Below are 23,449 nucleotides of genomic sequence, written 5' to 3'. Positions count from 1 at the left end.
TTACACATGGCTGAAGTTATTTTTACATTACTCATGCTTGTTATGTTACAAGCAGTTTTAGGATTCGATAATTTACTTTATATCTCATTAGAGTCGAAAAAAGCACCCGAGAATGATAGGAAACGAGTTCGAAAAATAGGGATCTTAATTGCCATTGCATTACGTATTGTGTTACTATTTGTGCTAGTGTCTTTAATAGGATATTTTCAGAACCCATTTTCGTTTTTAACTGGTAAAATTGAAAATGTTTTAGAGTTTGCTTTCAATGGACATAGTCTTATTGTGCTTGCGGGTGGAGGTTTTATTATCTACACAGCAATAAAAGAAATCTGGCATATGATTTCTTTAAATGATTTAACTATCGATGTAGAAGATAAATCTAAAGGCACAAAATCTTCAAACGCTGTTATTGTAAGTATTGTAATTATGAACCTGGTCTTTTCTTTCGACTCTATTCTTGCAGCTATTGGTCTAACAAGTGAAATCGAAAATTCTACGACAGCATTTATTGTAATGGCTATCGCTATTGTAGCTAGCGGTTTATTAATGCTCTTTTTAGCCGACCGTATTTCAGAATTTTTAGCAAAGAATAGAATGTACGAAGTACTTGGATTATTTATACTTTTTATAGTAGGAATAATGTTGGTAACAGAAGGCGGTCATTTAGCACACCTTAAAATATTTGGTAACGAAATTGTACCTATGAGTAAAACAACATTCTATTTTGTTATTGTTGTACTTGTTATTGTTGATGTTGTGCAAGGAAGATATCAGAAGAAACTGATGAAAGAGAAATCAGCTTCAGAATAGATGATATTTAATAAATATTAAAGACTGAGAAGAAAATGCCAAATGACGCTTAGCGTCTAAAACTCCAATTTCTTCTTACGAAGCTCAAAGTTTTGGCCTAAGTAGACTTTACGTACCATTTCATCTTCTGCCAGTTCTTCAGGGATACCAGCTTTAAGAATACCACCTTCAAACATTAAATATGTACGATCTGTAATGGCAAGTGTTTCTTGTACATTATGATCAGTAATTAAAATACCGATGTTCTTTTTAGTCAGTTTAGCAATAATACGCTGGATGTCTTCAACGGCAACTGGGTCAACTCCTGCAAAAGGCTCGTCTAGTAAGATAAAGTTTGGGTCGGTAGCTAAAGCACGTGCAATTTCTGTACGGCGACGTTCACCACCAGATAATAAATCACCGCGGTTTTTTCTAATATGCCCTAAACCAAATTCTTCAATAAGAGATTCCATCTTATCTACTTGCTCTTTTTTACTGAGCTTAGTCATTTGCAAAACACTAAGGATATTATCTTCGATACTTAATTTTCTAAATACTGAAGCTTCTTGTGCCAAATAACCAATACCATTTTGAGCACGTTTGTACATTGGGTATTTGGTAATCTCTTTATCGTCTAAAAAAATTTTCCCGCCGTTTGGTTTTATAATACCAACAATCATATAAAAAGAGGTGGTTTTACCAGCACCATTAGGACCTAGCAAACCAACAATCTCACCTTGATTAACCTCAAGAGACACATCTTTTACCACTTTACGTCCGCTATAGGACTTCATTAAATTTTCGGCGTGTAATTTCATATACTAGATTCTAAAATCAAGAACGGTAAAAATACAATTTTCGTACTAAGGTTAATTGTTTTGATTTTCGAGAGCTTCCCAATATTCATGAGCACGTCTTAAATGCGGGATGACTATTGTACCACCTATTAGAGTCGCAATGCCTAAAGTTTCGCTTACTTCCTCTTTTGTAATACCCTCTTTATGGCATGTTTCTAGATGGTAGCGCACACAGTCATCACAACGTAAAACTGTTGAGGCTACTAAGCCTAGTAATTCTTTTGTTTTTACATCTAGAGCACCAGCTTGAAACGCATTAGTATCTAGGTTGAATATGCGTTTTACAATCTTGTTATTATCTGCTAATATTTTGTCGTTCATTTTAGAACGGTACTCATTAAATTCTTTTACAATGTCTGACATTTTGTTATGCTTTTACTTTTCGTTCTTTTCTTTCCTGATTTCTTACAACTATTCGTGAAATAAATATACTGACTTGATATAATATTAATATAGGAACGGCTACAATGACCTGACTTGTTAAATCTGGTGGTGTTATAACAGCCGATATTATCAGTACTATAACAAGTGCAAATTTTCTATACTTCTTTAATATCTTAGGAGTAACTAATCCAACTTTGGTCAAAAAATAGATGACAATAGGAAGTTGAAACATTAATCCTGAGGCTAGAGAAGAAGACCTTACTACTGAGATTACTGAACCAAAGTCAAAGTCATTAAATATTTTATCAGAAATACTTTCATTTGCTAAGAAGTTAATCGTTAGTGGTGTAATTACATAATATCCGAACAGTACACCGATGAAGAACAACAAAGATGAGACTACAATAAAGCCTCTTGAATATTTTCGTTCATTGCGTTTCAGACCTGGACTAATAAATTTCCATAGCTGATATATGATATATGGAAATGCTATTATAAAGCCAGCATATATTGAAGTCCATATTCTGGCTGAGAATTGACTTCCTACTTGTCTACTTTGCATATCAAATGGAAGTCTGTCTGCACAAAATGTGGTGTCATTGATACCTAAACTTTGTGACATATGACATAACCATTCATATGTTTGAAAGTTCATTTCTGTTGGTGCAAAGATGATGAGATCAAACAATATGTATGGAAAGCAAAACGCAACAATACCAAATATTAAAATAGCAATAGTACTTCTTATAAGATGCCATCTTAAATCTTCGAGATGGTCTAAGAAAGACATGTCGTCAACAGATTTCTTTGCCATTATATAATGCCTTCTTTTATTAAATCATGTAAATGAACAACACCAGCGTATGCGCCATCTTTTTCTACTAGTAATTGAGAAATACCAAACTCTTCCATAACTTCTTTGGCATCTACAGCCATGGCATCTTCTTCAATACGTTTTGGATTGCTACCCATGATATCTTTTGCAGTCAAATGCGCGATATCGTCACTTTTACTAAGCATACGTCTTAAATCACCGTCTGTGATAATTCCAACAATTTTTGAGTCCTCTGTAACTGCTGTAACACCCAACATTTTTTCAGAAATTTCTATAATCACTTCCTTTAAACTGGCATCTAAAGATACCTCAGGCTTTTTGTTTAAAGAAGATAAGTCGTTAACTCTTAAGTAAAGCCGCTTGCCTAATGCACCGCCAGGATGATATTTAGCAAAATCGTTACTTGAAAACCCACGAAGTTTTAATAAGCAAACAGCTAATGCATCTCCAATAACTAACTGGGCTGTTGTACTTGTTGTAGGAGCCAAATTATTGGGGCAAGCTTCTTGTTCTACATGAGCATTTAAAACATAGTCTGCTTGTTGTCCTAAAAACGAATCTTTATTACCAGTAATGGCAATCATTTTGTTCTTAGCATTTTTTATAAGCGGGACTAAAACTTTGATTTCTGGAGTGTTCCCACTTTTAGATATACAAATGACAACATCATCTTTGAGTATCAATCCTAAATCTCCGTGTATAGCATCTGCTGCATGCATAAAAACAGAAGGCGTTCCGGTTGAGTTAAGTGTTGCAACAATTTTATTTGCTATAATAGCGCTCTTGCCAATTCCCGTAATAATAACACGACCTTTGGAGTTGTAAATGAGCTCAGTAGCATTTGCAAAATCATCAGTAAGTAGGTTGATGAGGTTAGCAATAGCGTCACGTTCCATGCTTATGGTAGACTTTGCAATTTCTAGAATAGATGTTTTAGTGTTCAAAGTAGACATGTAATTTTATAAATACTTTTTTTCTAAAGATTTTTATTATCTTTAAACTTCACGCAAAGGTAAATATAAAATTACGAATAGGGATTAATGAATGTTGCACAAATTGACTTGCATGTTGAACTAAAAAAATACTTTGGATTCTCTGAATTTAAAGGACTGCAAGAAGACGTTATAAAAAATGTAGTTGCTGGAAACAATACATTTGTTATCATGCCAACTGGAGGCGGAAAATCACTTTGTTATCAGCTGCCTGCTTTAATAAAAGAAGGTACAGCAATAGTCGTTTCTCCATTAATAGCTTTAATGAAAAATCAGGTAGATGCCATAAGAGGTGTCTCTGAAAATGAAGGTGTTGCTCATGTTCTAAATTCTTCACTTAATAAAACCGAAGTAAAGCGCGTAAAAGAGGACATCAGAAATGGGGTGACTAAATTGTTATATGTTGCTCCAGAATCTTTGACTAAGGAAGAGCATGTAGAATTCTTAAGGTCAGTCACTATATCTTTTATGGCGGTTGATGAAGCACATTGTATTAGCGAATGGGGTCATGATTTTAGACCAGAATACAGAAATCTAAGGCATATCATTAAACGTATTGGTGACAATATTCCTATTGTAGGCTTAACTGCTACAGCAACAGAAAAAGTACAAGAAGATATCTTAAAAAGTTTGGGTATTTCTAATGCTGTGAAATTTAAAGCGTCTTTTAACAGACCAAATTTATATTACGAAGTACGCCCAAAAACAAAAAATGTAGATGCAGATATTATACGTTTTGTAAAACAAAATGAAGGCAAATCAGGGATTGTTTATTGTTTAAGCCGTAAACGTGTTGAAGAATTAGCACAAGTGTTACAAGTTAATGGTGTTAAAGCAGTTCCTTATCATGCAGGGTTGGATGCTAAAACACGTGTAAAACATCAAGATATGTTTTTGATGGAAGACACAGATGTTGTAGTCGCAACTATTGCCTTCGGAATGGGAATCGATAAACCAGACGTCCGTTTTGTGATTCATCATGATATTCCAAAAAGTATAGAGAGTTATTACCAAGAAACTGGTCGTGCCGGTCGTGATGGTGGTGAAGGTCATTGCTTAGCGTATTATGCCTATAAAGATATTGAGAAGCTTGAAAAGTTTATGGCTGGTAAACCTGTAGCTGAACAGGAAATTGGTCATGCTTTGTTACAAGAAGTTGTGGCATTTTCTGAAACATCTGTATCTCGACGTAAGTTTATACTGCATTATTTTGGCGAAGAGTTTGACAACGAAACCGGAGAAGGTGGGGATATGGATGATAATATTCGTTTTCCAAAACCACAGAAAGAAGCTAAAGATGATGTTGTAACGGTTATCGATGTAGTTCAGAAAACTAATCAGAAATATAAGGCTAAGGATTTAGTGCAAGTTATTATTGGGAAATCTAATGCCCTGATTTCTTCACATAAAACTGACCAACAGCCATTTTTTGGAGTTGGTAAAGACAAAGATGCCAGACATTGGATGGCACTCATACGTCAGATTTTAGTAGGTAAACTGCTTAAAAAAGATATTGAAACTTATGGTGTTTTACGGATAACAGAAGCTGGCGAGAAATTCATGACTTCTCCAACATCATTTATGATGGCAGAAGACCATGTCTTTGATGAAGCCACTGACGATAGTATTATAACCAATGCAAAGTCTAGTGGGGCAGTTGCCGATGAGAATTTAATGAACATGCTTAAAGACCTACGTAAGTCTAATGCCAAACGATTAGGTGTACCGCCGTTTGTTATTTTTCAAGATCCTTCTTTAGAAGATATGGCGTTAAAATATCCAACTTCTCTTGAAGAATTATCTAATGTTCATGGCGTAGGAGAAAGTAAAGCCAAAAAATACGGTAAAGATTTTATTGCATTGATAAGCGAATACGTTGAAGAAAACGACATTATGCGCCCAGAAGATATGGTTGTAAAATCTACAGGAAGCAATTCTGCTCTAAAGCTTTACATTATTCAAAATGTAGACAGAAAACTACCCTTATCTGATATCGCATCTGCAAAAGGCATGGAAATGCCGGATTTCATAAAAGAGATGGAAGCTATAGTGTTTTCGGGAACAAAACTAAACATTAGTTATTGGATAGATGATATCCTAGACGAAGACCAACAAGAAGAAATCCACGACTACTTCATGGAATCTGAAACGGATAAGATAGACGTTGCTATTGACGAGTTCGATGGCGATTACGATGACGAAGAACTCCGTTTGTATCGTATTAAGTTTATTAGTGAGGTGGCGAATTAAATATATTCTCGTAAAGATTCGTATGTTATCTCCTTTTAATGATTACAATTATATGCTAATTAAAAAATGATAAATTACTTAAGCTAATAATTGAATTTGATACAAAAACTTAAAGCAAAAGAAAGTTATGATTAACCGGTTACAATTTTCTATTGATATTCAAGCTGATAAAGAAAAGATTTGGAATGCACTTTGGGAAGATAAACATTATAGAGATTGGAGTGGCGTCTTTGGAGAAGGTTCTCATTTTGTTGTTGAAAATTGGAAAGAAGGAAATAAAATAATGTTTCTTGATTCTGACCAAAATGGAATATTCAGTAGTATTGAAAAGTATATTCCAAATAAAATTATTCAGTTTGCACATATTGGAACTGTGGTAAATGGAAAGGAACAACCATTGGATGATGACACAAAAAAATGGTCAGGAACTACAGAAGCTTATACAATTATAGACGGTTTGGACTTCTGTACACTTTTAGTCGATATCGATATTCTTGACGAACACATAGATTTTATGTCCGAAAAACTTCCAATAGCATTAAAAAAGATTAAAGAAAATTGCTAGCCTAAAAGGCTAATATTCCTTTGCTTCATCATATTTCGTAAACAAAATATCTTGCTTTTTAGCTTTTAACTGAATACTCGTAATTCTACTATTCTCTAATGTTTTAATATCAGATTTTTCAATCTGGAAATCTATTTTAGTGATGCTTCTACTTTTTACTGGAGATGGGTCAGATTCAAATTCTGGCGAATCGGATTTTAATTCTAGTTCAATGCCTTCGCCTTTTAAAATAAGTTTTGCACCATTCATGGTTTTGATGTGTAATTGACCAACAATTACAGTTTGGAAGAAGTAGTAACCACCTAATTCATTTAAACCAGCATATAATACGTCATTCTCAGAGACGCCAAAAGGTGTACTTTCAACATCTTTTATAATAGCTTCAATAGTATCTGTAGATTTACTTTTTTTACTTTTTAAAAATGAAAATGCCATGAATTAAATTTTCAGCAAATCTAAGATTATTATTCAATTTTTAAATTCGTCATTCAAAAATCGTCAATCGTAATTCATTTATTATCTTTGCAGCCTTAAATAAAACATAAAACAATGCAAGACGGTTTATACGCAAAATTTAATACCTCTAAAGGTGCAATTTTAGTGAATCTAGAATTCGAAAAAACACCAGGTACAGTTGGTAATTTCGTGGCTTTGGCAGAAGGAAATTTAGAAAATTCAGCTAAGCCTCAAGGCACACCATACTATGATGGCTTAAAATTCCATAGAGTGATTCCTGATTTTATGATTCAAGGTGGTTGTCCTCAAGGTACAGGAACTGGTAATCCTGGTTATAAGTTTGATGATGAGATTCATCCAGATTTAAAGCATGATGGTCCAGGAGTATTATCAATGGCAAATGCAGGTCCAGGTACAAACGGAAGTCAGTTTTTTATCACGCACATTGCTACGGATTGGTTAGATGGCAAGCATACTGTTTTTGGTAATGTTGTAGAAGGTCAAGATGTTGTTGATGCTGTGGCTCAAGGAGATATAATTGAGAGCTTAGAGATTGTAAGAGTAGGTGCAGAAGCAGAAAGTTTTAATGCTATTGAGGCATTTAGAACGTTTGAAGGTGCAAGAGAAAAAAGAGTAGCTGCTGAGCGTGAAGCTAAGAAAGCTGAATTAGATAAAATATCTGCAGGTTTTGAAGAAACTGCCTCAGGTTTGCGTTACCAAGTTATCCAAAAAGGAGAAGGTAAAAAAGCAGAAAAAGGAAATACGGTTTCTGTACATTACAAAGGGCAGTTAGCTGATGGTACAGTATTCGATTCTTCATATAAAAGAAATGCACCATTAGATTTTCAAGTTGGTGTGGGACAAGTTATCGCTGGTTGGGATGAAGGCATTTGTTTACTTAATGTTGGCGACAAAGCTCGTTTGGTAATTCCTAGTGATTTGGGTTACGGAAGTGCCGGTGCTGGTGGCGTTATTCCTCCAGATGCAACTCTGGTATTTGATGTAGAACTCATGGGAGTTAAATAACTATTCTTTTGGTTTATATATAACGCTCTGATACTCATGTGTTAGAGCGTTTTTTTGTATAAATATTCTTTTTTAGTGTTAAAATTTATCTAATTTAGTATCTCATTATAACCCCCAAATAATGATAAGTGTAAAAGATTCTCCTTTTTATAAGGACGTTCTAAAAGAGTTTAATTATAACCATGGAGACGTCTTCGTTTTTGATGGATTTGTAGTTTCTGAAAACAACTATGGTATCACATACACATGGGATGACCATGGAAAGAAGGTTGTCGATGATATTGTAGATTTTTTTGGAAAAACAGGTAATAACTTAGTTTACATTTCTAACCGTATTAATTCTTATGCTGTAAAACCAAATGATTGGTTAAAGTTCTTTTCTCATAGTTATAGTATAAGAGGTTATGGTGTTGTTTCTAGAACTAGAGGTGGTGTGATGAATACCATGATAGAAAATTTATTTTTTAATAAAAAAATTCAACGCTTTAATAGTCTAGATGCTGCTATTTATTGGGCTAGAAATAAAGAAATTACTGAAGCTATAGAGTAATGCTATATTCTGTGGTAACATTTTTAATATAAAATCGTCTCACTATTAAGTGAGACTTTTTTGCTCAATAACCAATCAATCTTTAATTTCAGTATGAAAACTAAATCCCTATTTTCGCTTTTACTGCTTTCAGTTTTAATTTTAGCGTGTTCTTCATCAGTAGACTATTCAGAATCATTTAAAAAAGAAACATCTGGTAAATATTTATTCAATGCCGATGATATTATGATTATATCCTACGAGGATAATCAGCTTTATCTAAAATGGCGTGGCTTAAAGTCAAAGCCAGTTGTTACAGATACAAATGAGTTTTTTGTCCCAGATTTATACAAGAAACTACGTTTTGTAGTGCACCCAGATACTAAGGAACGATATATTGCTGTAATAGCAGAAAATAATCCAGATAGTTTGAGTTATGATTATCTAAAGGTGGCAGATAATTACAAAACGCCAAGTCAGTATTTAGACGAAAAAGATTTTGAAAAAGCTTTAGAAGGCTTTTTAAAAATAAAAGAGAAGGATTCTACGAGTGAGTTTATAAATCAATATAAATTTAATCGATTGGGGTATAAATATTTAAGAGAAAATAATTTTAATGATGCTATTGGGGTTTTTATAATGAATACCAAATTGCATCCCAATAGTGATAATGTTTATGATAGTCTTGCAGATGCTTATGTTATGAGCGGCGATAGTATTAAAGGTTATGAAAACTACAAGAAGTCGCTGGAAATCAATCAGGCAAATAGTCGGGCTATACGTTATATTGAAGCTTATGAAGACAAGTAAATAAATAAACTAAAGCAGCTTTTCAGCCTGCTTTTCTAGTATCTAAAAAGCACCTTTCAAAGGTGCTTTTTTTAGTATATTACAATTCGTCACTAAAAAACTACAATTGGGTAATATTTGATTTTTATATCAAGAAGGTCTTCGGATATTTGAATCAAATAAAAAATCAATCATCATGTCAACAATCGTAAGAATATTAATCATGCTAATACTTAAGGCAACTTTTGTAATGTTACAAGACGCAAAAGCTCACGATATTACTGTAAATATAAGTGGGTTAGACAGTGACGAAGGCAAAATCTTAATTGGCCTTTATGACTCTGAGGACAAATTTTTAAGCAAACGTTTCAAAAATGCAATTGGGATTATAAACGAAGAAAAAAGTACAATAACATTTAAGGACGTACCTAAAGGTGTTTATGCTATTTCTTTTATTCACGATGAAAATGATAACGGAAAAATGGACACTAATTTTATGGGCATTCCAAAAGAAGATTATGGCTGTTCAAATAATGCCAAAGGATTTATGGGACCACCAAAATGGGAAGATGCCAAATTTGAACTTAAAGCAGACAAGACTATACATATTACATTATAATTCATTAATCACTAAAAATACAAATCATGAAAAAAATAGTATTAATTATATGCGTTGGAATCTTTAGCTTTACACAAGCACAATCCAATTTTGAAAAAGGAATGGACAAAGCGTTTGAGTTATGGAAATCAGATAAACTAGATGAAGCTATAAATTTGTTTGAGCGTATTGCCAATGCAGAAAAAGACAATTGGTTGCCTCACTATTACATTGCACAAATCAATAGCTTAAAAAGCTGGAATGAGAAAGATGAAACGGTACTCAAGGCACAACTAGACAAAGCACAAGAACATTTAAATACAGCTATGAGTTTAAGCCAAAACAATCCAGAGTTATTAGTTATGCAAGGTCAGATATATACCAATTGGGTTGCTTTTGATGGTAGTACATATGGTATGAAGTATGCAGCAAAGATTACCGAGCTTTATAATAAAGCCTATAGTATAGATGCTAAAAATCCAAGAGTAGCCATGTGTAAAGCAGATTGGGCAATGGGTTCTGCGAGGTATTTTGGACAAGACACAAAGCCATTCTGTGAACAAGTAGAAGCTTCTATAACTATGTTCGATAGTTATGAGCCAGAGTCTGAATACCACCCAAACTGGGGAAGAAACAGAGCAGAACAAGTTATAAAAGAATGTAAAGAATAATTAAAAAGGAAAACATGTATAATTTAAAATCAATTAAGAGTATAGTCATAACTTTTCTTATAGGTTGCTTAATATTTATTATTGGCGAGCTGTTATCAAAAGACATGTTTACTTATACTGATTTCAATCAGTTTTTAATTGAATTTTCATTTTATCAACTTTACACCTTTTCTATCAGTTACACCAATTCGTTTTATTTTAATTATATACTCAAGCTTAATTTTGCCAACTATGAAATTATTAAACGGATTGTATTTGGCATTTCTGGGGCAACTGTAATAACACTAGCTACAATATTTATATTAAGAGCTGCCATTACTACATTAGTATATGGAAAAACCTTAGAGAGTTTTATTGAGCTTGAAAGCTGGCAAGGTTATTCTTTTGGACTTTGGATTACATTGACAATAATTTCTGGCTTTTATATCATTTACTTTTATAATCGCTATCAAAAAAGTAAAATAAAGGAGCAAAAGGTAATAGCCGGAGCAGCAAGTGCTAAGTTCGATGCTTTAAAAAACCAATTAGACCCTCATTTTCTGTTTAATAGCTTAAATGTATTAACAAGTTTAATTGAAGAAAATCCAGATAGTGCACAGAAGTTTACAACCTCATTATCTAAAGTATATAGATATGTTTTAGAGCAAAAGAGTAAGGATTTAGTGACTGTAGACGAAGAGTTAATGTTTGCGAAAACCTATATGTCTTTATTAAAAATGAGATTTGAAGACAGTATTATTTTCGAGATACCAGAAAAAGCTTCAAACCCGGAGAGTAAAGTAGTGCCATTATCACTACAGTTACTTTTAGAAAATGCTGTAAAACATAATATGGTAACATCTAGTAAACCATTACACATCAAAATATATGAAGATGGCGATTATCTAGTAGTTATGAATAATCTACAGCCAAAGCAAATTGTAAAAAAGAGTAGTGGCGTAGGATTAGAGAACATTATGCAGCGCTACAAACTGTTATCAAATAAAAAAGTCATCATCAATCAACGAGCAGAAGATTTTGCAGTAGCAATACCAATGCTCACAAAACAAGTATCAATCATGAGAACATCACAATTACCACAAAACAGATTAGACGATAATTACGTTAAAGCTCGTAAACGTCTAGAGGAACTTAAAGGATTTTACGGAAGTTTAGTTTCCTATTGCTTAGTTATACCATTTCTAATATTTATTTGGTACACATATTCTAGCCATACCATACAATGGTTTTGGTTCCCAATGTTTGGTTGGGGATTAGGTTTAGCTTTTCAAGCATATAGAGTATTTGTCAATGACGGTGCTTTTGGAGCCAAATGGGAAGAGCGTAAAATAGAAGAATTTATGCGTGAAGAAGAAAATAATAACCGCTGGAACTAAGAGTTATGAAACATCAAGATTCAATTTCAAAATTGCAACGAGCTAAAAGTCGCGTTGAAAAGCTAAAGAAGTTTTACACGCATTTGGGTATTTACTTTATTATAAATAGCGTAATTACAGGATTTAAAGTGTCTAATAATTTAGATAGCTGGGATGCCTTTCAAGCAGATTTGTTAAGCTTCAGTACTTTAAGTTCTTGGATAATCTGGGGCATTATACTAGTTATACATGCATTCACCGTATTTGTTTTGCCATCATTATTAGGTTACGATTGGGAAGAGCGAAAAATTGAAAAGTATATGCAGGAAGAATTAAATTCAAAAAAATAGTATTATGGAAAAGTATAGTATAGAACCATATAAAGACAATCAATCTCATCAAGATAGAGATTATAGAAAAGAAGAAGCTTATCTAAGAGCAAAAAAACGTGTAGAAGCTATTACAGGATTTTATTGGCATTTAGCATCATATGTAGTAGTTAATATCTTTTTAATCTTACTTATTGGCTTAAATTCTGGTAGTGGATTTAGAGGATTTGGACCTTATGCAACAGCCTTCTTTTGGGGTATTGGATTGCTGTTTCATTTTATTGGTGTATTTGGTTTCAATTTTATTTTAGGTAATAATTGGGAGCAACGTAAAATCCAAGAATTTATGGATAAAGAACGCGAAAAGGATAGAAAATTTGAGTAGTCATGAATAGCAAAGAACAAGAAGAATTATTTTATATAGAAGCCAAAAAAAAGGTATCCAAACTCAAATGGTTTTACATTCATTTAGCAGGCTATTTAGTTGTGGTTGCCTGTGTTATTTGGAATCTTATAATTATTGAAGATACGCCATATACAAATACAATTTTAGCTGTAAACTATTCTACCATTGTTATTTGGGGATTTTTTGTTGTCCTTAATGCTATAAAGGTTTTTAAAGGCCGTAGTGTTTTCAATAAAAAATGGGAAGAGAAAAAGATGCAAGAATTCATGGGTGAAAATCATAAAACTTGGGAGTAATAATTAGCGATTATGTTTGTAGATATTATAGATAGTAATATAGGTTGGTTCCATTTTATAACCTCTATACTGGCAATGCTATCCGGAACAATAGTTCTATTAAACAAAAAAGGAACAATGTTTCATAAGCGTACGGGTTATGTTTATGTAACATCAATGTTATTGCTAAATATTAGTTCTTTTTTTATTGTCAATTTTGGAGGATTTAGTTTGTTCCACTTTTTTGCAATAGCTAGTTTAGCTACTGTTTTAGGAGCAATTATACCTACTATTCGTAGAGTTAAAAATTGGTTTCAATACCATTTTTATTTTATGAGTTGGTCAGTTGTTGGTTTGTACTGTGCCTTTTGGGCAGAAGTTGGAACTCGTTTTGTAAATAATATGGCAGATTTTTGGTGGATGGTAGCCCTAGCTACCGGAATTACAGGATATATAGGCAGTAGAATAATAAATAGAGAAGCAAAAAAATTAAAGCTTAAGTAATGAATGTTATAATCATTGAAGACGAAAAACCATCAGCAAGACGCTTGCAGCGTATGCTAAGCGCTATTGATATTAATGCAGAAACGATGCTGCATTCTGTTGAAGAAGCTGTAGAATGGTTTCAAAATAATACACACCCAGATTTAATTTTCTTAGATATTCAATTAAGTGACGGCTTATCTTTTGAGATTTTTGATGCTGTAGATATAAAATCTGCGGTCATTTTTACAACTGCTTATGATGAGTATGCACTACAGGCTTTTAAGCTAAATAGCATTGATTACCTATTAAAACCAATAGATGACGATGACTTAAAAACTGCAGTAGAAAAGTTCAAAAATAGAGCACCACAAAAACAAGCAGTAACACTTGATTTTAATGATATAAAGAATCTCTTAGTCAATCCTATTGAACGCGAATACAAAAAGCGTTTTTCGGTAAAAGTTGGGCAGCATTTAAAGTTGATTAATATCGAAGATATTGAATGTGTTTATAGCGAAAACAAAGGAACTTATGCCTATACTAAAGAAGGAAGAAACTATCTTTTAGATTCTACATTAGACCAACTCGAAAATGAATTGGAGCCACATGTGTTCTTTCGTATTAGCCGAAAGTTTTATGTCAATGTCAATGCTATAAAAGATATGGTAAGCTATACCAATTCAAGACTACAAATAAAATTAAACACCTATAATGAGCAAGATGTTATTGTGGCAAGAGAACGTGTAAAAGACTTTAAAAATTGGTTAGAATAAATCGAAAACATCTCCGATAGTATCCCCAATAATATCTCCAAAGTCATCAAACATACCAAACATGCCTACGTCAAAAAATAAATCTAGAAGCAATAAATCTGTTAAATCAGATTCCCAAGATCTTTTGGATTTCCTTTTGGCTTCTTTTTTCCAATCTGTATAGGTTTTTTCTTCTTTTGGAGTAATCACCATAGGTTTATTAGAAAAACTTTTTTCTAATATAATATCGTATTCTTTGCGCTTTTTTTCATCAGAAAGCACGTTGAAAGCTTCAATAAGGATATCAAACTTCTCTTTGGCTTCAGGTGATTTGTTATTTTCAGGATGATATAAAGCAATTTGAGTTCTAAATGCTTTTTTAATGGTTTCTATATCGGCATTCTTTTCTATATCAAGAATAGAGTAGTAGTCAGTTATCATTTTTAGAAGGCTTTATTTGTAAGTCACAAATTCTAATAAAATGTTACAACCTAATCTTCTTCAATACGATTTTCATCAAAAGCAGATGGTAATAATTTAGGAATAAATTTCACAAAAAGTGGTAACAATAACATACCTCCAGGTAACATAAATATGGCTAAGCTAGGAATAGACTTAAAAATGTCAAGCAACTGATTCTGAATTTTCTTTTGCTCTTCATCTGTAAGGTTTCTGGTTGTAGATTGCGTAAGTAATAGCATGGCTTCTTTACTCTGCGATAGTTCTTTTAGTAAACGCTTACTATTTCGTTTTATAAGTCTGGTTACAATACTGCTACTATTATCATAAAAACTTTGCGCTAAGTTTTTAGCACTTAAAAACGCAATTTTGTCTTTATTTTTCTCATAAAATAGATTGATGTCATCTACAGATTTTATAAGTACATTTGTGTCAATATCTAAATCTGTTCTTAGCTTATTGAGGTAAAGGTATTCCGCCTTGTCAATTTGTTTATCACTCCAAGAGGCCATACAAACCGTATCAATAATATAGAGTTTTTCTAGAGGTTCTGTTATGGTTTTGGCAATGTCTTCACAATTATCTCGTTTAGAATTTTTATGACCTAATGAGGCTTCAAAAAGCTTTACTAAGTTATAATCATATTCTGTTTTATCGGTTTTAGAATCTAAAACTGTAAACACAATATTCTCAAGTGCAGATTCAAAATTTGTGATATAAGCCTTTGTACTATCAGTAGTGGTAAGGTAATGATGATAGCCTATAATGTCTATAAATAAAAAGGCATTAATTAAAAAGTAATTAAAATTCTTTGTAATGATATTATCATCAATATGTATACGCTTATGAATAATCTGCTCAAGCAGTTTGTCTTTATCGGGTTCACCAAAAAGTCCAGATAAAAAAGAGCGTTTATGCTCGTCAGTTACCTTATAATAGTCTACAATACTTTCTATGAAATTTTTTTGGCTGTTTTCTAAATCATGTATGTAATAGAAAGCAGTTACTAAGTTCACCTTGCAGCGTTCTTCTTCATTAAAATCCTCATCCTTGACCAAACCACATAAGCAGCTAACATTACTACCATAAATAAAACCTGTTTCCTTGAGTCTATTGTAAAAACCATATCTATCCTGTCCTAAAACAGAACTATCAGGAAGTACGGTTAGTAATTTTTTTATCCAGCCAGAAGCAGAAGGATTCATATACCAGTTATTAAAGGTTAAAGATAGTTTTTATCTCCTAATTTTTTAAGTCCTAAAATTTTTTTCAAAATAAAATAAAACCCACCTATTCATTTTTTCGTAGGTAGACCAGAGAACAAATAAATTAACAAAATCTCATTATTATGAAAAAAACAAAATTTTTAATTACAGCGGCTATTATTGGTATTTCCAGTATTGTTGCTATTGCGGCAGATCATATAGATGCGCCCGCAGTTACTGGTGGTACAAATGATATCACAGATTTTTATGCCTTTCAAGGTCAGAATACGTCAAACTTAGTATTGGTAGCCAATGTTCAAGGTTTACTAAGTCCTAGCTCGACAGCAAATGCAACATTTGATGAGAGCACACTTATAGAATTTAACATTGATACTAATAATGATAATGTTGAAGACTTAGTTATCCAAGCAACTCCAAGAGACGGTGTAATGTACTTCTTTGGTCCCGCAGCACCATTGCAAACAGGGCTTAATAGTACCATCTTAACTAATGATGAAGCTGGTTCAGTAGATATTACTGCCTATGGACAAAATGCAATTACTGCGACTGAAAACGGTATGCAATTTTTTGCTGGACCAAGAGATGATCCTTTTTTCTTCGACTCGGGTCAGTATAATGCAATAATCGATGGCATGGCGACAAGTTTTAACAATCCTGGTAATGACTCGTTTGCAGGTACTAATGTTCTGTCAATAGTAGTAGAAGTACCTAAATCTCTTGTCGGAGGGTCAGGAACAATAAATACTTGGGTAGAATCTAAAAGAAGACAATAATCTCAAAAACTAAAATCATGAAATTTAATAGAATAAAATTATTTGCTTTAGCAATCACAATAGCATTAGTGACTTTTAATTGTAGTAATGATGATGATAATATCACTCTACCAACAGGTCCAGATTTTACAGGAACTTATATGCAAGAAGATCAGATGGCTAGGCCAGCAGTTGGGACAGTATTTGTGTCTTCAGGCAGTAAGGATAGCTTTAATGTAACAACACCATCACAGCAGAGTTCTGCATTTCAGATGATGTTTCAGAATAACTTAGAAGGATTAAGTCCAGCGTATACAAATCCTGGAGATGCTAATGCCTTAGGATTAACGTCTGCACAATTCTCTGGATTACTTGCAACAGATGTTTTAAATGTGTCTTTAGATGGTACAACCACATTCTTTGATGGTACAAATGTATTAACGGGGAGAGCCTTAGCTGATGATGTCATTACGGTAGAATTAATTTTAATTTTTGGTGGAGAAACAGGTTTAACTAACTCTGAAAACCCTGGATTATCAGATGACAATGTCAATGCCAATGATAAAGCATTTTTATCAAGCTTTCCATATTTAGCAACACCTTGGTAGATGACTTATAAATTCTGAGGTGAGTCTATAGCTCACTTCAGAATTGTATTTCAAAAAAAACTCAAAACAATAAATTATGATGTCAACATATAGATTACTTACACTACTACTTTTTATAGCTTTTTACAGCTGTGATTCAAAAAAAGTGACAGATATTAAAGATTATCAAGCGTTTTTAATTCAAAATGAAGATAATTCTGTAGCTAAAGAAGATATTATTTTCTGGACAAACAAATTAGAAAAAGCTCCCAATGAATACCTATATATGGTTAAGCGTGCTAATGCCAATACCAATTTATTTAGTGCTACAGGAAAAATAGACTATTTAATAGATGCCGAAAAAGATTTAGTTAACGCTAATACGTTAACAAATTATAATACTTCAGGATGCTTAAAAGCTTTAGCGCATAATTATATTTCTCAGCATAGGTTTAAAGAAGCCCTTAATCTTCTTAAGAAAGCTGAAGTTTTAGGTGAAAAACTTAGAGGAACACAAAAAATGCTTTTTGATGTAAATCTAGAATTAGGCAATATTACTGAAGCAGAAGAGTATCTTAATAAGATTAAGAATTTTTCAGATTTTGATTACCTAATCCGCTTGTCCAAATGGGAAGACCACAATGGCAATTTAGATGGTGCCATTACTTATATGGAACGTGCTACTAAAATTTCAGAATCTAGTAACACAAAATCTCTAAAACAGTGGTCATATACTAACTTGGCTGACTTTTATGGTCATGCTGGCAAAATAGATTTATCGTATCATTATTATATAAAAGCGCTTGAGTTAAACCCTAATGATGCGTACGCCAAAAAAGGGATTGCTTGGATTGTTTATTCTTATGAAAAGAATCCTGAAGCAGCATTGACCCTATTAAATCATATTACCTCTTATTACAACGCGCCAGATTATAACTTATTTAAGGCGGAGATTGCTGAATTCATTGGTAATGAAGAATTAAAACAAAATGCCTACAAAACATACATGTCTGAAAGCAAAAACAGATTGTATGGTAATATGTATAACAAATACAATGCGTTGCTTTATGCAGAAGATATGCTACAACCTGAAAGAGCTATTGAAATAGCAATGCAAGAAGTGAAAAATAGACCTACAGCTCAGAGTTATGATTTGTTGGCTTGGAGCTACTTTAAAAACGGAAATTTAGAAGAGGCTAACACTATTGTAGACAAACATATTTCTGGTAAGACTAGCGAGCCTGATGTTTTGTATCATATGGCAGAAATATACAAAGCTATTGGTAAAACAGATAAAGTCTCTCCACTAAAAGAAGAGTTATTAGCGAGTATTTATGAGTTAGGCCCGACGATGGAAGAAAAGATTTTAAAGCTTTAAAAAGGTGAAAGTCAGAGTTTATATATCGCTATTCTTTAGCCTTTGTTTAGGCCAGGTATTTTCGCAAGAATTGAAAGAATTTAGCTTAGTTGAAGTTGATGAAACCTTTGATTTAAACATTATTAATCAAGAATTTGAAGCACCATTATTTTCAACTTTTGCAATTGGTAGTGATGCCTTTACTGCGCAATTATTAAACTATACTAATAATAAAGTGTCAGTAGGTTTTGCCGCAAGAATAGAAGAAGAGCTGCCTTACGAGGATTCTAGTTATGACTATAATGGGTTTTACTATTTAGATTTTGGTTTTAGCTATAATGTTGGTGACTTTAGTTTTGGCTTATCTCTTGAAAATATATTGAATTTTAGTAATACAAATTTTGCTATAGAGCCCAATGTCGAAGTCATTAATAACATACAGCAGACGCTTTATTACAGCCAAGAAGCAGATGCTCTGGCTTTACTATCAATAACATTTAATTTTTAATGAAAAAGAAAAGTTTTTTTGGTTGATTGATTTGAAAACTAACAATCGTGATTTCAAGGGAATTACAAGCATTATTTAAATGCTGTTTTTTGAGTTTTGTTAGTTGAAACACCTGCTAGAAATAGTGGGTGTTTTTATCTAAATTCTAGGTGTTCTGAGCTACAATAGGTGCTTAATTTCTTTATCCTAATCGGTTACATCTAAAAGTGTGGCTAATGCTGCACCATAATCTATAAATGCAATGGTTTCATCTGTCCTTGCTAGTTTTATTTTATCAAAAATAACTAGCGCCTCGCCATTACTTTCTATATGGTAAATCTGATGATTCTCGAAAAAACGAATGATTTCATCTGTAAAAAACTCCCTAATCTCTACTTCATTATTCCCCATAAGCAGGAATTTTTTAGAAAAATCGGGATACATCTTAAAATCAATGTCTTTATAGCCCGTAAATGCCATCATACGATCAAATATTTTTTCTAATACCCCTTCTTTTTCCATGGTAAAAACGGGTATTTTTCTATTCAATTTCAAGACCATTAGTGTCGTGTTAAACGTCTCTGCTGTAAAAGCTTGGCCTTCATTAAATGTGACATCCGCAATTTCCCAGGATGCGTCCAAGCCTTCAAATGTTCCTTTGAGGCAATTATATTTACGCTCAATAGGTCTAATTTCAAAAAAGTGGAATTTCTTTAGGTAAATTGTATTCCAATCTACTTGACTCGTATATTGATAACTTTTCTCAGTGGCTAAATTCCGTAATCGTTTTTGCCGTGGTGATAATTTAGCAGAAGAACTGGTTAAACTAATTTTTAAAGCCCTATTATACGTAGATGATGAAACATGTGAGTCCAATCCAGATATAAAGACATTACCGCCTGTAGCTCTTTGCGTCTTTAAATATTCCACGAGGTAGTCCATATAAGTTATACCTACCAATCTTGTTTCTGATAAATCAATATTGACGTCTGCTCCAGAAGGAATCTGGGCCACCAATTTGTCGACTTTTATAATTCCTAAAAAATTTGCAATTCCTCTAATCTTTAAATCGAATGTACCATCAGGTCGTTTCACCACTTTTGTTCGTGGATTATACACCATTTTAAAAAATTGAGGAATGGATAGCTTCGCCAATAACATATGGGTAATCAGTGCTAATAATAATCCACCAATTAAACCAATTAATAAATTTGTATAAAGGGTAAAAATCATCGTTGCAACAAAGAATATGAGCTGCTCAGTTCCTTGGCTATAAATTTGCTTAAAAACCGCTGGGGATGCCAATTTAAACCCAGTGTAAACAAGTAAAATAGCAAAGGCACATAAGGGTACTTGCCTCATTATCGGGCTTAATACCACAATAAAAAGGAGCAGCAAAAGACCTTGATACATATTAGACCATTTTGTCTTCGCGCCATTGTGGATATTAACCGTACTTCTAATAATCACAGCAATAATTGGTATGCCTCCAATCATACCTGCTACTATGGTACTCAATCCAATACCTGTTAAATCCTTATTTAAATCTGTCTTTCGTTTATAAGGATCAATTTTATCAACTGCTTTTGCAATGGCTAAGGATTCTATACTTGTAATAATTAGCATAGAGAACACCGTTGTCCAGAATTCAATAGTATTAATTTTACTAAAGTTAGGATGCATAATGGAATCCATAATTGTATCGGGAATATCCAATAATAGCTGAGGTCCTATCTCATATGCTTTTCCGAAGAACGAGAGTGTATGCTCGTCAAAAAAATTAAAGGCATAAACAAATGGAATTGAAAGTGCTATAACCCACATTGGTGCAGGTAGCAAATGGAAAAATCGGTTACTGATTTTGGAATGAAACAGTAATAAAAGCAAGCCTGACAAGGCAATAACCACTACAAAGGGATTGGCTTGAGGTAAGTATACAACTGCATCTATAAGGTTTTGCACTATGCTCGGACTATCGGAATGCGTACCCATAGCCACATGAATTTGTTTTGCAAATATGATGATTCCGATGGCTGCCAAAATCCCGTGAATTACGGAAGAATGGAAAATATCTGCTAATCGACCCAATTTCAATAGCCCTAATAACATTTGGAGAGCACCCGAAACAACTACTGCCGCCAATACATAGTTAAAGGCTTGGCCAGAACCATCATCCATTAATGCAATACCCAAAAGGATGACCCCGATAACGCCTTTGGCTGGTCCGTTGACCGATATATGACCGCCTCGATATAGTGTTGTAACCACGCCGCCAATAATTGCCGAAATGATGCCTGACATTGCAGGTGCACCTGCTGCCAATGCAATACCTAATGATAGCGGTAAAGCAATAAGAGAAACACTTATTGCAGCAATTAAATCACTTTGCCAATTTTCAATGAGGCCCTTAAAGCCTTTTTTTGGTATACCTTCCATTTACGATCTATCTAGGCTTATTAAATATTTGGGTTTTGAATATAAAATATGCCAATACATTTAATCATACCATAATCATGTGATATATGACCTAGTTTTACTTTTGGAAAGTTTAAATTTAGATTAATGATTTGCAACATGAACTTGTGTTAAAACAATAGTTATTTTATGTGTTAATGATGCCTAGCGATTTTGTCTATGGCTGGTTGTGGAAAATTAGTAAGGATTTTCCGTTGTGACCGAAAGATAATAAAAAGGCTTGAAATTCCTAACAGGAAATTCAAGCCTAATAAGATATTAATAGTGTTAGCTATTGATAGGAATTAGTTGCAAATACTTCTCATAACCAAAAGTAGTTCTATATAACGCAGACCCAAGTCCTTTTCTTAATTCAAATTTAATTTTAGAATTCTCCTCAATATGAGTCTCAATTAAATTTGATGTACACCAATCAATTTTTGCCTGTATGTAATGATGTCCTGGAGAGATTTCAAAGGTTAATTCCTCACCATTTTTTATTTCACCTAAGATTTCCCCATCGATTTGGAGTTTTATTTTTCTCGCTCGGTTTTCAAATTCAGAAATTCTATTGATTATTATTTTTGACATGATTAGGTGATTTACAGCAGTTTTGTTTGGGCATTGCACACAACGGTTTAGCTATAAACAGTACGGGAGCAAACTAGCGTTTGCTTTCTGCTAAGAACATAGCGAAATCTTTTGGTTTTCTTTTTTCTTTTCCTTGTTTAAAGTAAAATCCAACAGATTTTGCGAACTTCATAAAAATACACAAACCCTGGGATAAAGCCCGAAGCCCGTATTGTTTATAGGTTATGTTGGCAATAGTTATTTTTCAAGCTCTCTTTTCAAAGTTTTATACATTGAGGTCAATATTTCTAAATTTTCGGCATTCAATTTCTTTGAAATTAAACTATTTTACTTCCAGAATTTTTCCAATTCCGAATAATTACCGAACCAAAATTTAAAAGCGTCTTTGTTTATTCCGTCTTTTCCTAACCACCAATCTACAGGGTAATACCAATCTGAACTATGGGTTTTTGAAGGTGCTACAGCCAAGTTTATATATTTTTTCAGTAAGCCTTGGTGTTCACTAGTTTCAAGAATACTGCAGTAACCTAATGTTTCCAATAAGGATTTTCTTTGCTCTGCATCTGATTTAAATCCCTTTATTTTTGATATTTGCTTTTGAACATTCTTTTTTACGGTATCCTCATCGTTGGCACTATTTATTATAAAAATAATTTCAGAAAAAATAGAAATGTCAGTTTTTGTAGGATTTACTTCTTCAAGTTTATTTGTTGCGGAAAGGTAGTACCAAAAATCTTCTAATTGGAAACCAACTAATCCACCTAAATCTTGATAAAATTCTTCAGCTAATTCTAAATCAACATCAATTTTAGGGTAATTTGAACAAATAGCACATGGAGTTGTGTCGTCCATCTCTTGTCCATCTCTAAGGATGAATTCATGTTTGGGAAACGACTGTAATATTGCAAATACAGGTAATCCACTTCTAAATTTTATTTTCTGAGAATTAAAACTAGATAAAAATTGAGCGATGATTTTACTTTTTACCAATGATGAATATTCTTTAAATATCATCTTTACAAGTTCGTTATGTTCAATGGTCTCTTCTTCCATTAATATTATTTTTATTTACACTTTAGCGAATCTAGTCCATAGTTTTGTGCTACATAGGTTTTTTAATTTCTGTTAAGTCTGACTATTTTCACAACTAATAGAGCCTTTTTGTCCCAAAATATTTAAAAAAAATGTAGTG

At 33.0% G+C, this 23,449-nt stretch carries 28 protein-coding genes; 18 read left to right on the top strand and 10 right to left on the bottom strand.

All coding sequences use genetic code 11. The features are described from left to right. Window positions 1-6 precede the first annotated feature (6 nt). Window positions 7-810 carry a TerC family protein gene (locus Q0770_RS04980; protein WP_299114655.1) on the top strand — a complete coding sequence of 268 codons (804 nt, stop codon included), beginning with the start codon at window positions 7-9 and terminating at the stop codon, window positions 808-810. Window positions 811-866: 56 nt separating this feature from the next. On the opposite strand, the gene lptB is transcribed toward Q0770_RS04980, so the two are convergent. Genes lptB through Q0770_RS04960 form a run of 4 tightly spaced genes read right to left on the bottom strand, consistent with a single transcriptional unit; the run spans window position 867 to window position 3,818 of the window. Next, the gene (gene lptB / locus Q0770_RS04975) at window positions 867-1,607 is read right to left on the bottom strand and encodes an LPS export ABC transporter ATP-binding protein (RefSeq protein WP_299114653.1); all 741 of its coding nucleotides are present in this window, start codon (window positions 1,605-1,607) and stop codon (window positions 867-869) included. A 51-nt stretch (window positions 1,608-1,658) separates the two neighbouring features. Further along, the gene (locus tag Q0770_RS04970; RefSeq protein WP_299114651.1) at window positions 1,659-2,009 is read right to left on the bottom strand and encodes a carboxymuconolactone decarboxylase family protein; all 351 of its coding nucleotides are present in this window, start codon (window positions 2,007-2,009) and stop codon (window positions 1,659-1,661) included. A gap of 4 nt (window positions 2,010-2,013) precedes the next feature. Next, window positions 2,014-2,844 carry a twin-arginine translocase subunit TatC gene (gene tatC / locus Q0770_RS04965; RefSeq protein WP_299114649.1) on the bottom strand — a complete coding sequence of 277 codons (831 nt, stop codon included), beginning with the start codon at window positions 2,842-2,844 and terminating at the stop codon, window positions 2,014-2,016. Further along, the gene (locus Q0770_RS04960; RefSeq protein WP_299114647.1) at window positions 2,844-3,818 is read right to left on the bottom strand and encodes an SIS domain-containing protein; all 975 of its coding nucleotides are present in this window, start codon (window positions 3,816-3,818) and stop codon (window positions 2,844-2,846) included. The genes tatC and Q0770_RS04960 overlap by 1 nt, the downstream gene beginning before the upstream one ends. 87 nt (window positions 3,819-3,905) lie before the next feature. Here Q0770_RS04960 and recQ point away from each other — a divergent pair, with 87 nt between their 5' ends. Together recQ and Q0770_RS04950 are read left to right on the top strand one after the other, a co-directional pair. Next, window positions 3,906-6,107 carry a DNA helicase RecQ gene (gene recQ / locus Q0770_RS04955; protein ID WP_299114645.1) on the top strand — a complete coding sequence of 734 codons (2,202 nt, stop codon included), beginning with the start codon at window positions 3,906-3,908 and terminating at the stop codon, window positions 6,105-6,107. Window positions 6,108-6,234: 127 nt separating this feature from the next. After that, window positions 6,235-6,672: a hypothetical protein gene (locus Q0770_RS04950; RefSeq protein WP_299114643.1), complete on the top strand. Its 438-nt coding sequence runs from the start codon at window positions 6,235-6,237 to the stop codon at window positions 6,670-6,672. Between the two features lie 9 nt (window positions 6,673-6,681). On the opposite strand, the gene Q0770_RS04945 is transcribed toward Q0770_RS04950, so the two are convergent. Next, window positions 6,682-7,107 (bottom strand): hypothetical protein, encoded by a 426-nt coding sequence (locus tag Q0770_RS04945; RefSeq protein WP_299114641.1) that lies wholly within the window; start codon window positions 7,105-7,107, stop codon window positions 6,682-6,684. 114 nt (window positions 7,108-7,221) lie between these two features. Here Q0770_RS04945 and Q0770_RS04940 point away from each other — a divergent pair, with 114 nt between their 5' ends. The 11 genes from Q0770_RS04940 to Q0770_RS04890 all read left to right on the top strand — a co-directional run bounded on the left by Q0770_RS04940 (window position 7,222) and on the right by Q0770_RS04890 (window position 14,365). Beyond that, window positions 7,222-8,154 (top strand): peptidylprolyl isomerase, encoded by a 933-nt coding sequence (locus tag Q0770_RS04940; protein WP_299114639.1) that lies wholly within the window; start codon window positions 7,222-7,224, stop codon window positions 8,152-8,154. A 121-nt stretch (window positions 8,155-8,275) separates the two neighbouring features. Then, on the top strand, window positions 8,276-8,704 hold the full coding sequence (locus Q0770_RS04935; RefSeq protein WP_299114638.1) for a hypothetical protein: 429 nt from the start codon (window positions 8,276-8,278) through the stop codon (window positions 8,702-8,704). Window positions 8,705-8,797: 93 nt separating this feature from the next. After that, a complete protein-coding gene (locus Q0770_RS04930; protein WP_299114636.1) occupies window positions 8,798-9,493 on the top strand; it encodes a lipopolysaccharide assembly protein LapB in 696 nt (231 codons plus the stop codon). Window positions 9,494-9,668: 175 nt separating this feature from the next. Next, entirely contained in the window at window positions 9,669-10,091 is a 423-nt protein-coding gene (locus tag Q0770_RS04925) for a DUF2141 domain-containing protein (RefSeq protein ID WP_299114635.1), read from the top strand. Between the two features lie 26 nt (window positions 10,092-10,117). Next, a complete protein-coding gene (locus Q0770_RS04920) occupies window positions 10,118-10,741 on the top strand; it encodes a hypothetical protein (protein ID WP_299114633.1) in 624 nt (207 codons plus the stop codon). 14 nt (window positions 10,742-10,755) lie between these two features. Then, the gene (locus Q0770_RS04915) at window positions 10,756-12,117 is read left to right on the top strand and encodes a 2TM domain-containing protein (protein WP_299114631.1); all 1,362 of its coding nucleotides are present in this window, start codon (window positions 10,756-10,758) and stop codon (window positions 12,115-12,117) included. A gap of 5 nt (window positions 12,118-12,122) precedes the next feature. Beyond that, window positions 12,123-12,446 carry a 2TM domain-containing protein gene (locus Q0770_RS04910; protein ID WP_299114629.1) on the top strand — a complete coding sequence of 108 codons (324 nt, stop codon included), beginning with the start codon at window positions 12,123-12,125 and terminating at the stop codon, window positions 12,444-12,446. 4 nt (window positions 12,447-12,450) lie between these two features. Next, window positions 12,451-12,810 carry a 2TM domain-containing protein gene (locus Q0770_RS04905; protein ID WP_299114627.1) on the top strand — a complete coding sequence of 120 codons (360 nt, stop codon included), beginning with the start codon at window positions 12,451-12,453 and terminating at the stop codon, window positions 12,808-12,810. Window positions 12,811-12,812: 2 nt separating this feature from the next. After that, window positions 12,813-13,127: a 2TM domain-containing protein gene (locus Q0770_RS04900; RefSeq protein WP_299114625.1), complete on the top strand. Its 315-nt coding sequence runs from the start codon at window positions 12,813-12,815 to the stop codon at window positions 13,125-13,127. A gap of 12 nt (window positions 13,128-13,139) precedes the next feature. After that, complete coding sequence (locus tag Q0770_RS04895; protein WP_299114623.1) at window positions 13,140-13,610, top strand: DUF2306 domain-containing protein; 471 nt, start codon at window positions 13,140-13,142, stop codon at window positions 13,608-13,610. Further along, window positions 13,610-14,365, top strand: coding sequence for a LytTR family DNA-binding domain-containing protein (locus tag Q0770_RS04890; protein WP_299114621.1), 756 nt, complete (start codon window positions 13,610-13,612; stop codon window positions 14,363-14,365). The genes Q0770_RS04895 and Q0770_RS04890 overlap by 1 nt, the downstream gene beginning before the upstream one ends. Here the strand turns inward: Q0770_RS04890 and Q0770_RS04885 are convergent. Together Q0770_RS04885 and Q0770_RS04880 are read right to left on the bottom strand one after the other, a co-directional pair. Then, the gene (locus Q0770_RS04885) at window positions 14,357-14,785 is read right to left on the bottom strand and encodes a DnaJ domain-containing protein (protein ID WP_299114619.1); all 429 of its coding nucleotides are present in this window, start codon (window positions 14,783-14,785) and stop codon (window positions 14,357-14,359) included. The genes Q0770_RS04890 and Q0770_RS04885 overlap by 9 nt on opposite strands. Window positions 14,786-14,835: 50 nt before the next feature. Then, on the bottom strand, window positions 14,836-16,008 hold the full coding sequence (locus Q0770_RS04880; RefSeq protein WP_299114617.1) for an LETM1-related biofilm-associated protein: 1,173 nt from the start codon (window positions 16,006-16,008) through the stop codon (window positions 14,836-14,838). Window positions 16,009-16,151: 143 nt separating this feature from the next. Between Q0770_RS04880 and Q0770_RS04875 the strand changes: the two genes are divergently transcribed. The 4 genes from Q0770_RS04875 (at window position 16,152) to Q0770_RS04860 (ending at window position 19,233) form a co-directional block, all read left to right on the top strand. Continuing rightward, window positions 16,152-16,802, top strand: coding sequence for a DUF4331 family protein (locus Q0770_RS04875; RefSeq protein WP_299114615.1), 651 nt, complete (start codon window positions 16,152-16,154; stop codon window positions 16,800-16,802). A 17-nt stretch (window positions 16,803-16,819) separates the two neighbouring features. Continuing rightward, window positions 16,820-17,389 (top strand): DUF4331 family protein, encoded by a 570-nt coding sequence (locus Q0770_RS04870; protein WP_299114613.1) that lies wholly within the window; start codon window positions 16,820-16,822, stop codon window positions 17,387-17,389. A 76-nt stretch (window positions 17,390-17,465) separates the two neighbouring features. After that, a complete protein-coding gene (locus Q0770_RS04865) occupies window positions 17,466-18,746 on the top strand; it encodes a lipopolysaccharide assembly protein LapB (protein ID WP_306420458.1) in 1,281 nt (426 codons plus the stop codon). Between the two features lie 4 nt (window positions 18,747-18,750). Continuing rightward, window positions 18,751-19,233, top strand: a complete 483-nt coding sequence (locus tag Q0770_RS04860; RefSeq protein ID WP_299114611.1) for a hypothetical protein — start codon at window positions 18,751-18,753, stop codon at window positions 19,231-19,233. Between the two features lie 186 nt (window positions 19,234-19,419). On the opposite strand, the gene Q0770_RS04855 is transcribed toward Q0770_RS04860, so the two are convergent. From Q0770_RS04855 to Q0770_RS04845, 3 genes are all read right to left on the bottom strand, one after another. Beyond that, a complete protein-coding gene (locus Q0770_RS04855; RefSeq protein ID WP_299114609.1) occupies window positions 19,420-21,648 on the bottom strand; it encodes a SulP family inorganic anion transporter in 2,229 nt (742 codons plus the stop codon). A 306-nt stretch (window positions 21,649-21,954) separates the two neighbouring features. After that, a complete protein-coding gene (locus Q0770_RS04850; protein WP_299114607.1) occupies window positions 21,955-22,257 on the bottom strand; it encodes a hypothetical protein in 303 nt (100 codons plus the stop codon). 327 nt (window positions 22,258-22,584) lie between these two features. After that, on the bottom strand, window positions 22,585-23,310 hold the full coding sequence (locus Q0770_RS04845) for a hypothetical protein (RefSeq protein WP_299114605.1): 726 nt from the start codon (window positions 23,308-23,310) through the stop codon (window positions 22,585-22,587). Window positions 23,311-23,449: the final 139 nt, after the last annotated feature.

Source organism: uncultured Winogradskyella sp., assembly GCF_947501905.1.
GTDB lineage: Bacteria > Bacteroidota > Bacteroidia > Flavobacteriales > Flavobacteriaceae > Winogradskyella.
The sequence above is the reverse complement of the archived record's forward strand: the minus strand, read 5'-3'. Positions and strand labels throughout refer to the sequence as shown.

Excerpts from the sequence above, each read along its gene's own strand:
- Q0770_RS04980 (WP_299114655.1), top strand. The coding sequence starts at position 7 with ATGGCTGAAGTTATTTTTACATTACTCATGCTTGTTATGTTACAAGCA.
- lptB (WP_299114653.1), bottom strand. The coding sequence starts at position 1,607 with ATGAAATTACACGCCGAAAATTTAATGAAGTCCTATAGCGGACGTAAA.
- Q0770_RS04970 (WP_299114651.1), bottom strand. The coding sequence starts at position 2,009 with ATGTCAGACATTGTAAAAGAATTTAATGAGTACCGTTCTAAAATGAAC.
- tatC (WP_299114649.1), bottom strand. The coding sequence starts at position 2,844 with ATGGCAAAGAAATCTGTTGACGACATGTCTTTCTTAGACCATCTCGAA.
- Q0770_RS04960 (WP_299114647.1), bottom strand. The coding sequence starts at position 3,818 with ATGTCTACTTTGAACACTAAAACATCTATTCTAGAAATTGCAAAGTCT.
- recQ (WP_299114645.1), top strand. The coding sequence starts at position 3,906 with ATGAATGTTGCACAAATTGACTTGCATGTTGAACTAAAAAAATACTTT.
- Q0770_RS04950 (WP_299114643.1), top strand. The coding sequence starts at position 6,235 with ATGATTAACCGGTTACAATTTTCTATTGATATTCAAGCTGATAAAGAA.
- Q0770_RS04945 (WP_299114641.1), bottom strand. The coding sequence starts at position 7,107 with ATGGCATTTTCATTTTTAAAAAGTAAAAAAAGTAAATCTACAGATACT.
- Q0770_RS04940 (WP_299114639.1), top strand. The coding sequence starts at position 7,222 with ATGCAAGACGGTTTATACGCAAAATTTAATACCTCTAAAGGTGCAATT.
- Q0770_RS04935 (WP_299114638.1), top strand. The coding sequence starts at position 8,276 with ATGATAAGTGTAAAAGATTCTCCTTTTTATAAGGACGTTCTAAAAGAG.
- Q0770_RS04930 (WP_299114636.1), top strand. The coding sequence starts at position 8,798 with ATGAAAACTAAATCCCTATTTTCGCTTTTACTGCTTTCAGTTTTAATT.
- Q0770_RS04925 (WP_299114635.1), top strand. The coding sequence starts at position 9,669 with ATGTCAACAATCGTAAGAATATTAATCATGCTAATACTTAAGGCAACT.
- Q0770_RS04920 (WP_299114633.1), top strand. The coding sequence starts at position 10,118 with ATGAAAAAAATAGTATTAATTATATGCGTTGGAATCTTTAGCTTTACA.
- Q0770_RS04915 (WP_299114631.1), top strand. The coding sequence starts at position 10,756 with ATGTATAATTTAAAATCAATTAAGAGTATAGTCATAACTTTTCTTATA.
- Q0770_RS04910 (WP_299114629.1), top strand. The coding sequence starts at position 12,123 with ATGAAACATCAAGATTCAATTTCAAAATTGCAACGAGCTAAAAGTCGC.
- Q0770_RS04905 (WP_299114627.1), top strand. The coding sequence starts at position 12,451 with ATGGAAAAGTATAGTATAGAACCATATAAAGACAATCAATCTCATCAA.
- Q0770_RS04900 (WP_299114625.1), top strand. The coding sequence starts at position 12,813 with ATGAATAGCAAAGAACAAGAAGAATTATTTTATATAGAAGCCAAAAAA.
- Q0770_RS04895 (WP_299114623.1), top strand. The coding sequence starts at position 13,140 with ATGTTTGTAGATATTATAGATAGTAATATAGGTTGGTTCCATTTTATA.
- Q0770_RS04890 (WP_299114621.1), top strand. The coding sequence starts at position 13,610 with ATGAATGTTATAATCATTGAAGACGAAAAACCATCAGCAAGACGCTTG.
- Q0770_RS04885 (WP_299114619.1), bottom strand. The coding sequence starts at position 14,785 with ATGATAACTGACTACTACTCTATTCTTGATATAGAAAAGAATGCCGAT.
- Q0770_RS04880 (WP_299114617.1), bottom strand. The coding sequence starts at position 16,008 with ATGAATCCTTCTGCTTCTGGCTGGATAAAAAAATTACTAACCGTACTT.
- Q0770_RS04875 (WP_299114615.1), top strand. The coding sequence starts at position 16,152 with ATGAAAAAAACAAAATTTTTAATTACAGCGGCTATTATTGGTATTTCC.
- Q0770_RS04870 (WP_299114613.1), top strand. The coding sequence starts at position 16,820 with ATGAAATTTAATAGAATAAAATTATTTGCTTTAGCAATCACAATAGCA.
- Q0770_RS04865 (WP_306420458.1), top strand. The coding sequence starts at position 17,466 with ATGATGTCAACATATAGATTACTTACACTACTACTTTTTATAGCTTTT.
- Q0770_RS04855 (WP_299114609.1), bottom strand. The coding sequence starts at position 21,648 with ATGGAAGGTATACCAAAAAAAGGCTTTAAGGGCCTCATTGAAAATTGG.
- Q0770_RS04850 (WP_299114607.1), bottom strand. The coding sequence starts at position 22,257 with ATGTCAAAAATAATAATCAATAGAATTTCTGAATTTGAAAACCGAGCG.
- Q0770_RS04845 (WP_299114605.1), bottom strand. The coding sequence starts at position 23,310 with ATGGAAGAAGAGACCATTGAACATAACGAACTTGTAAAGATGATATTT.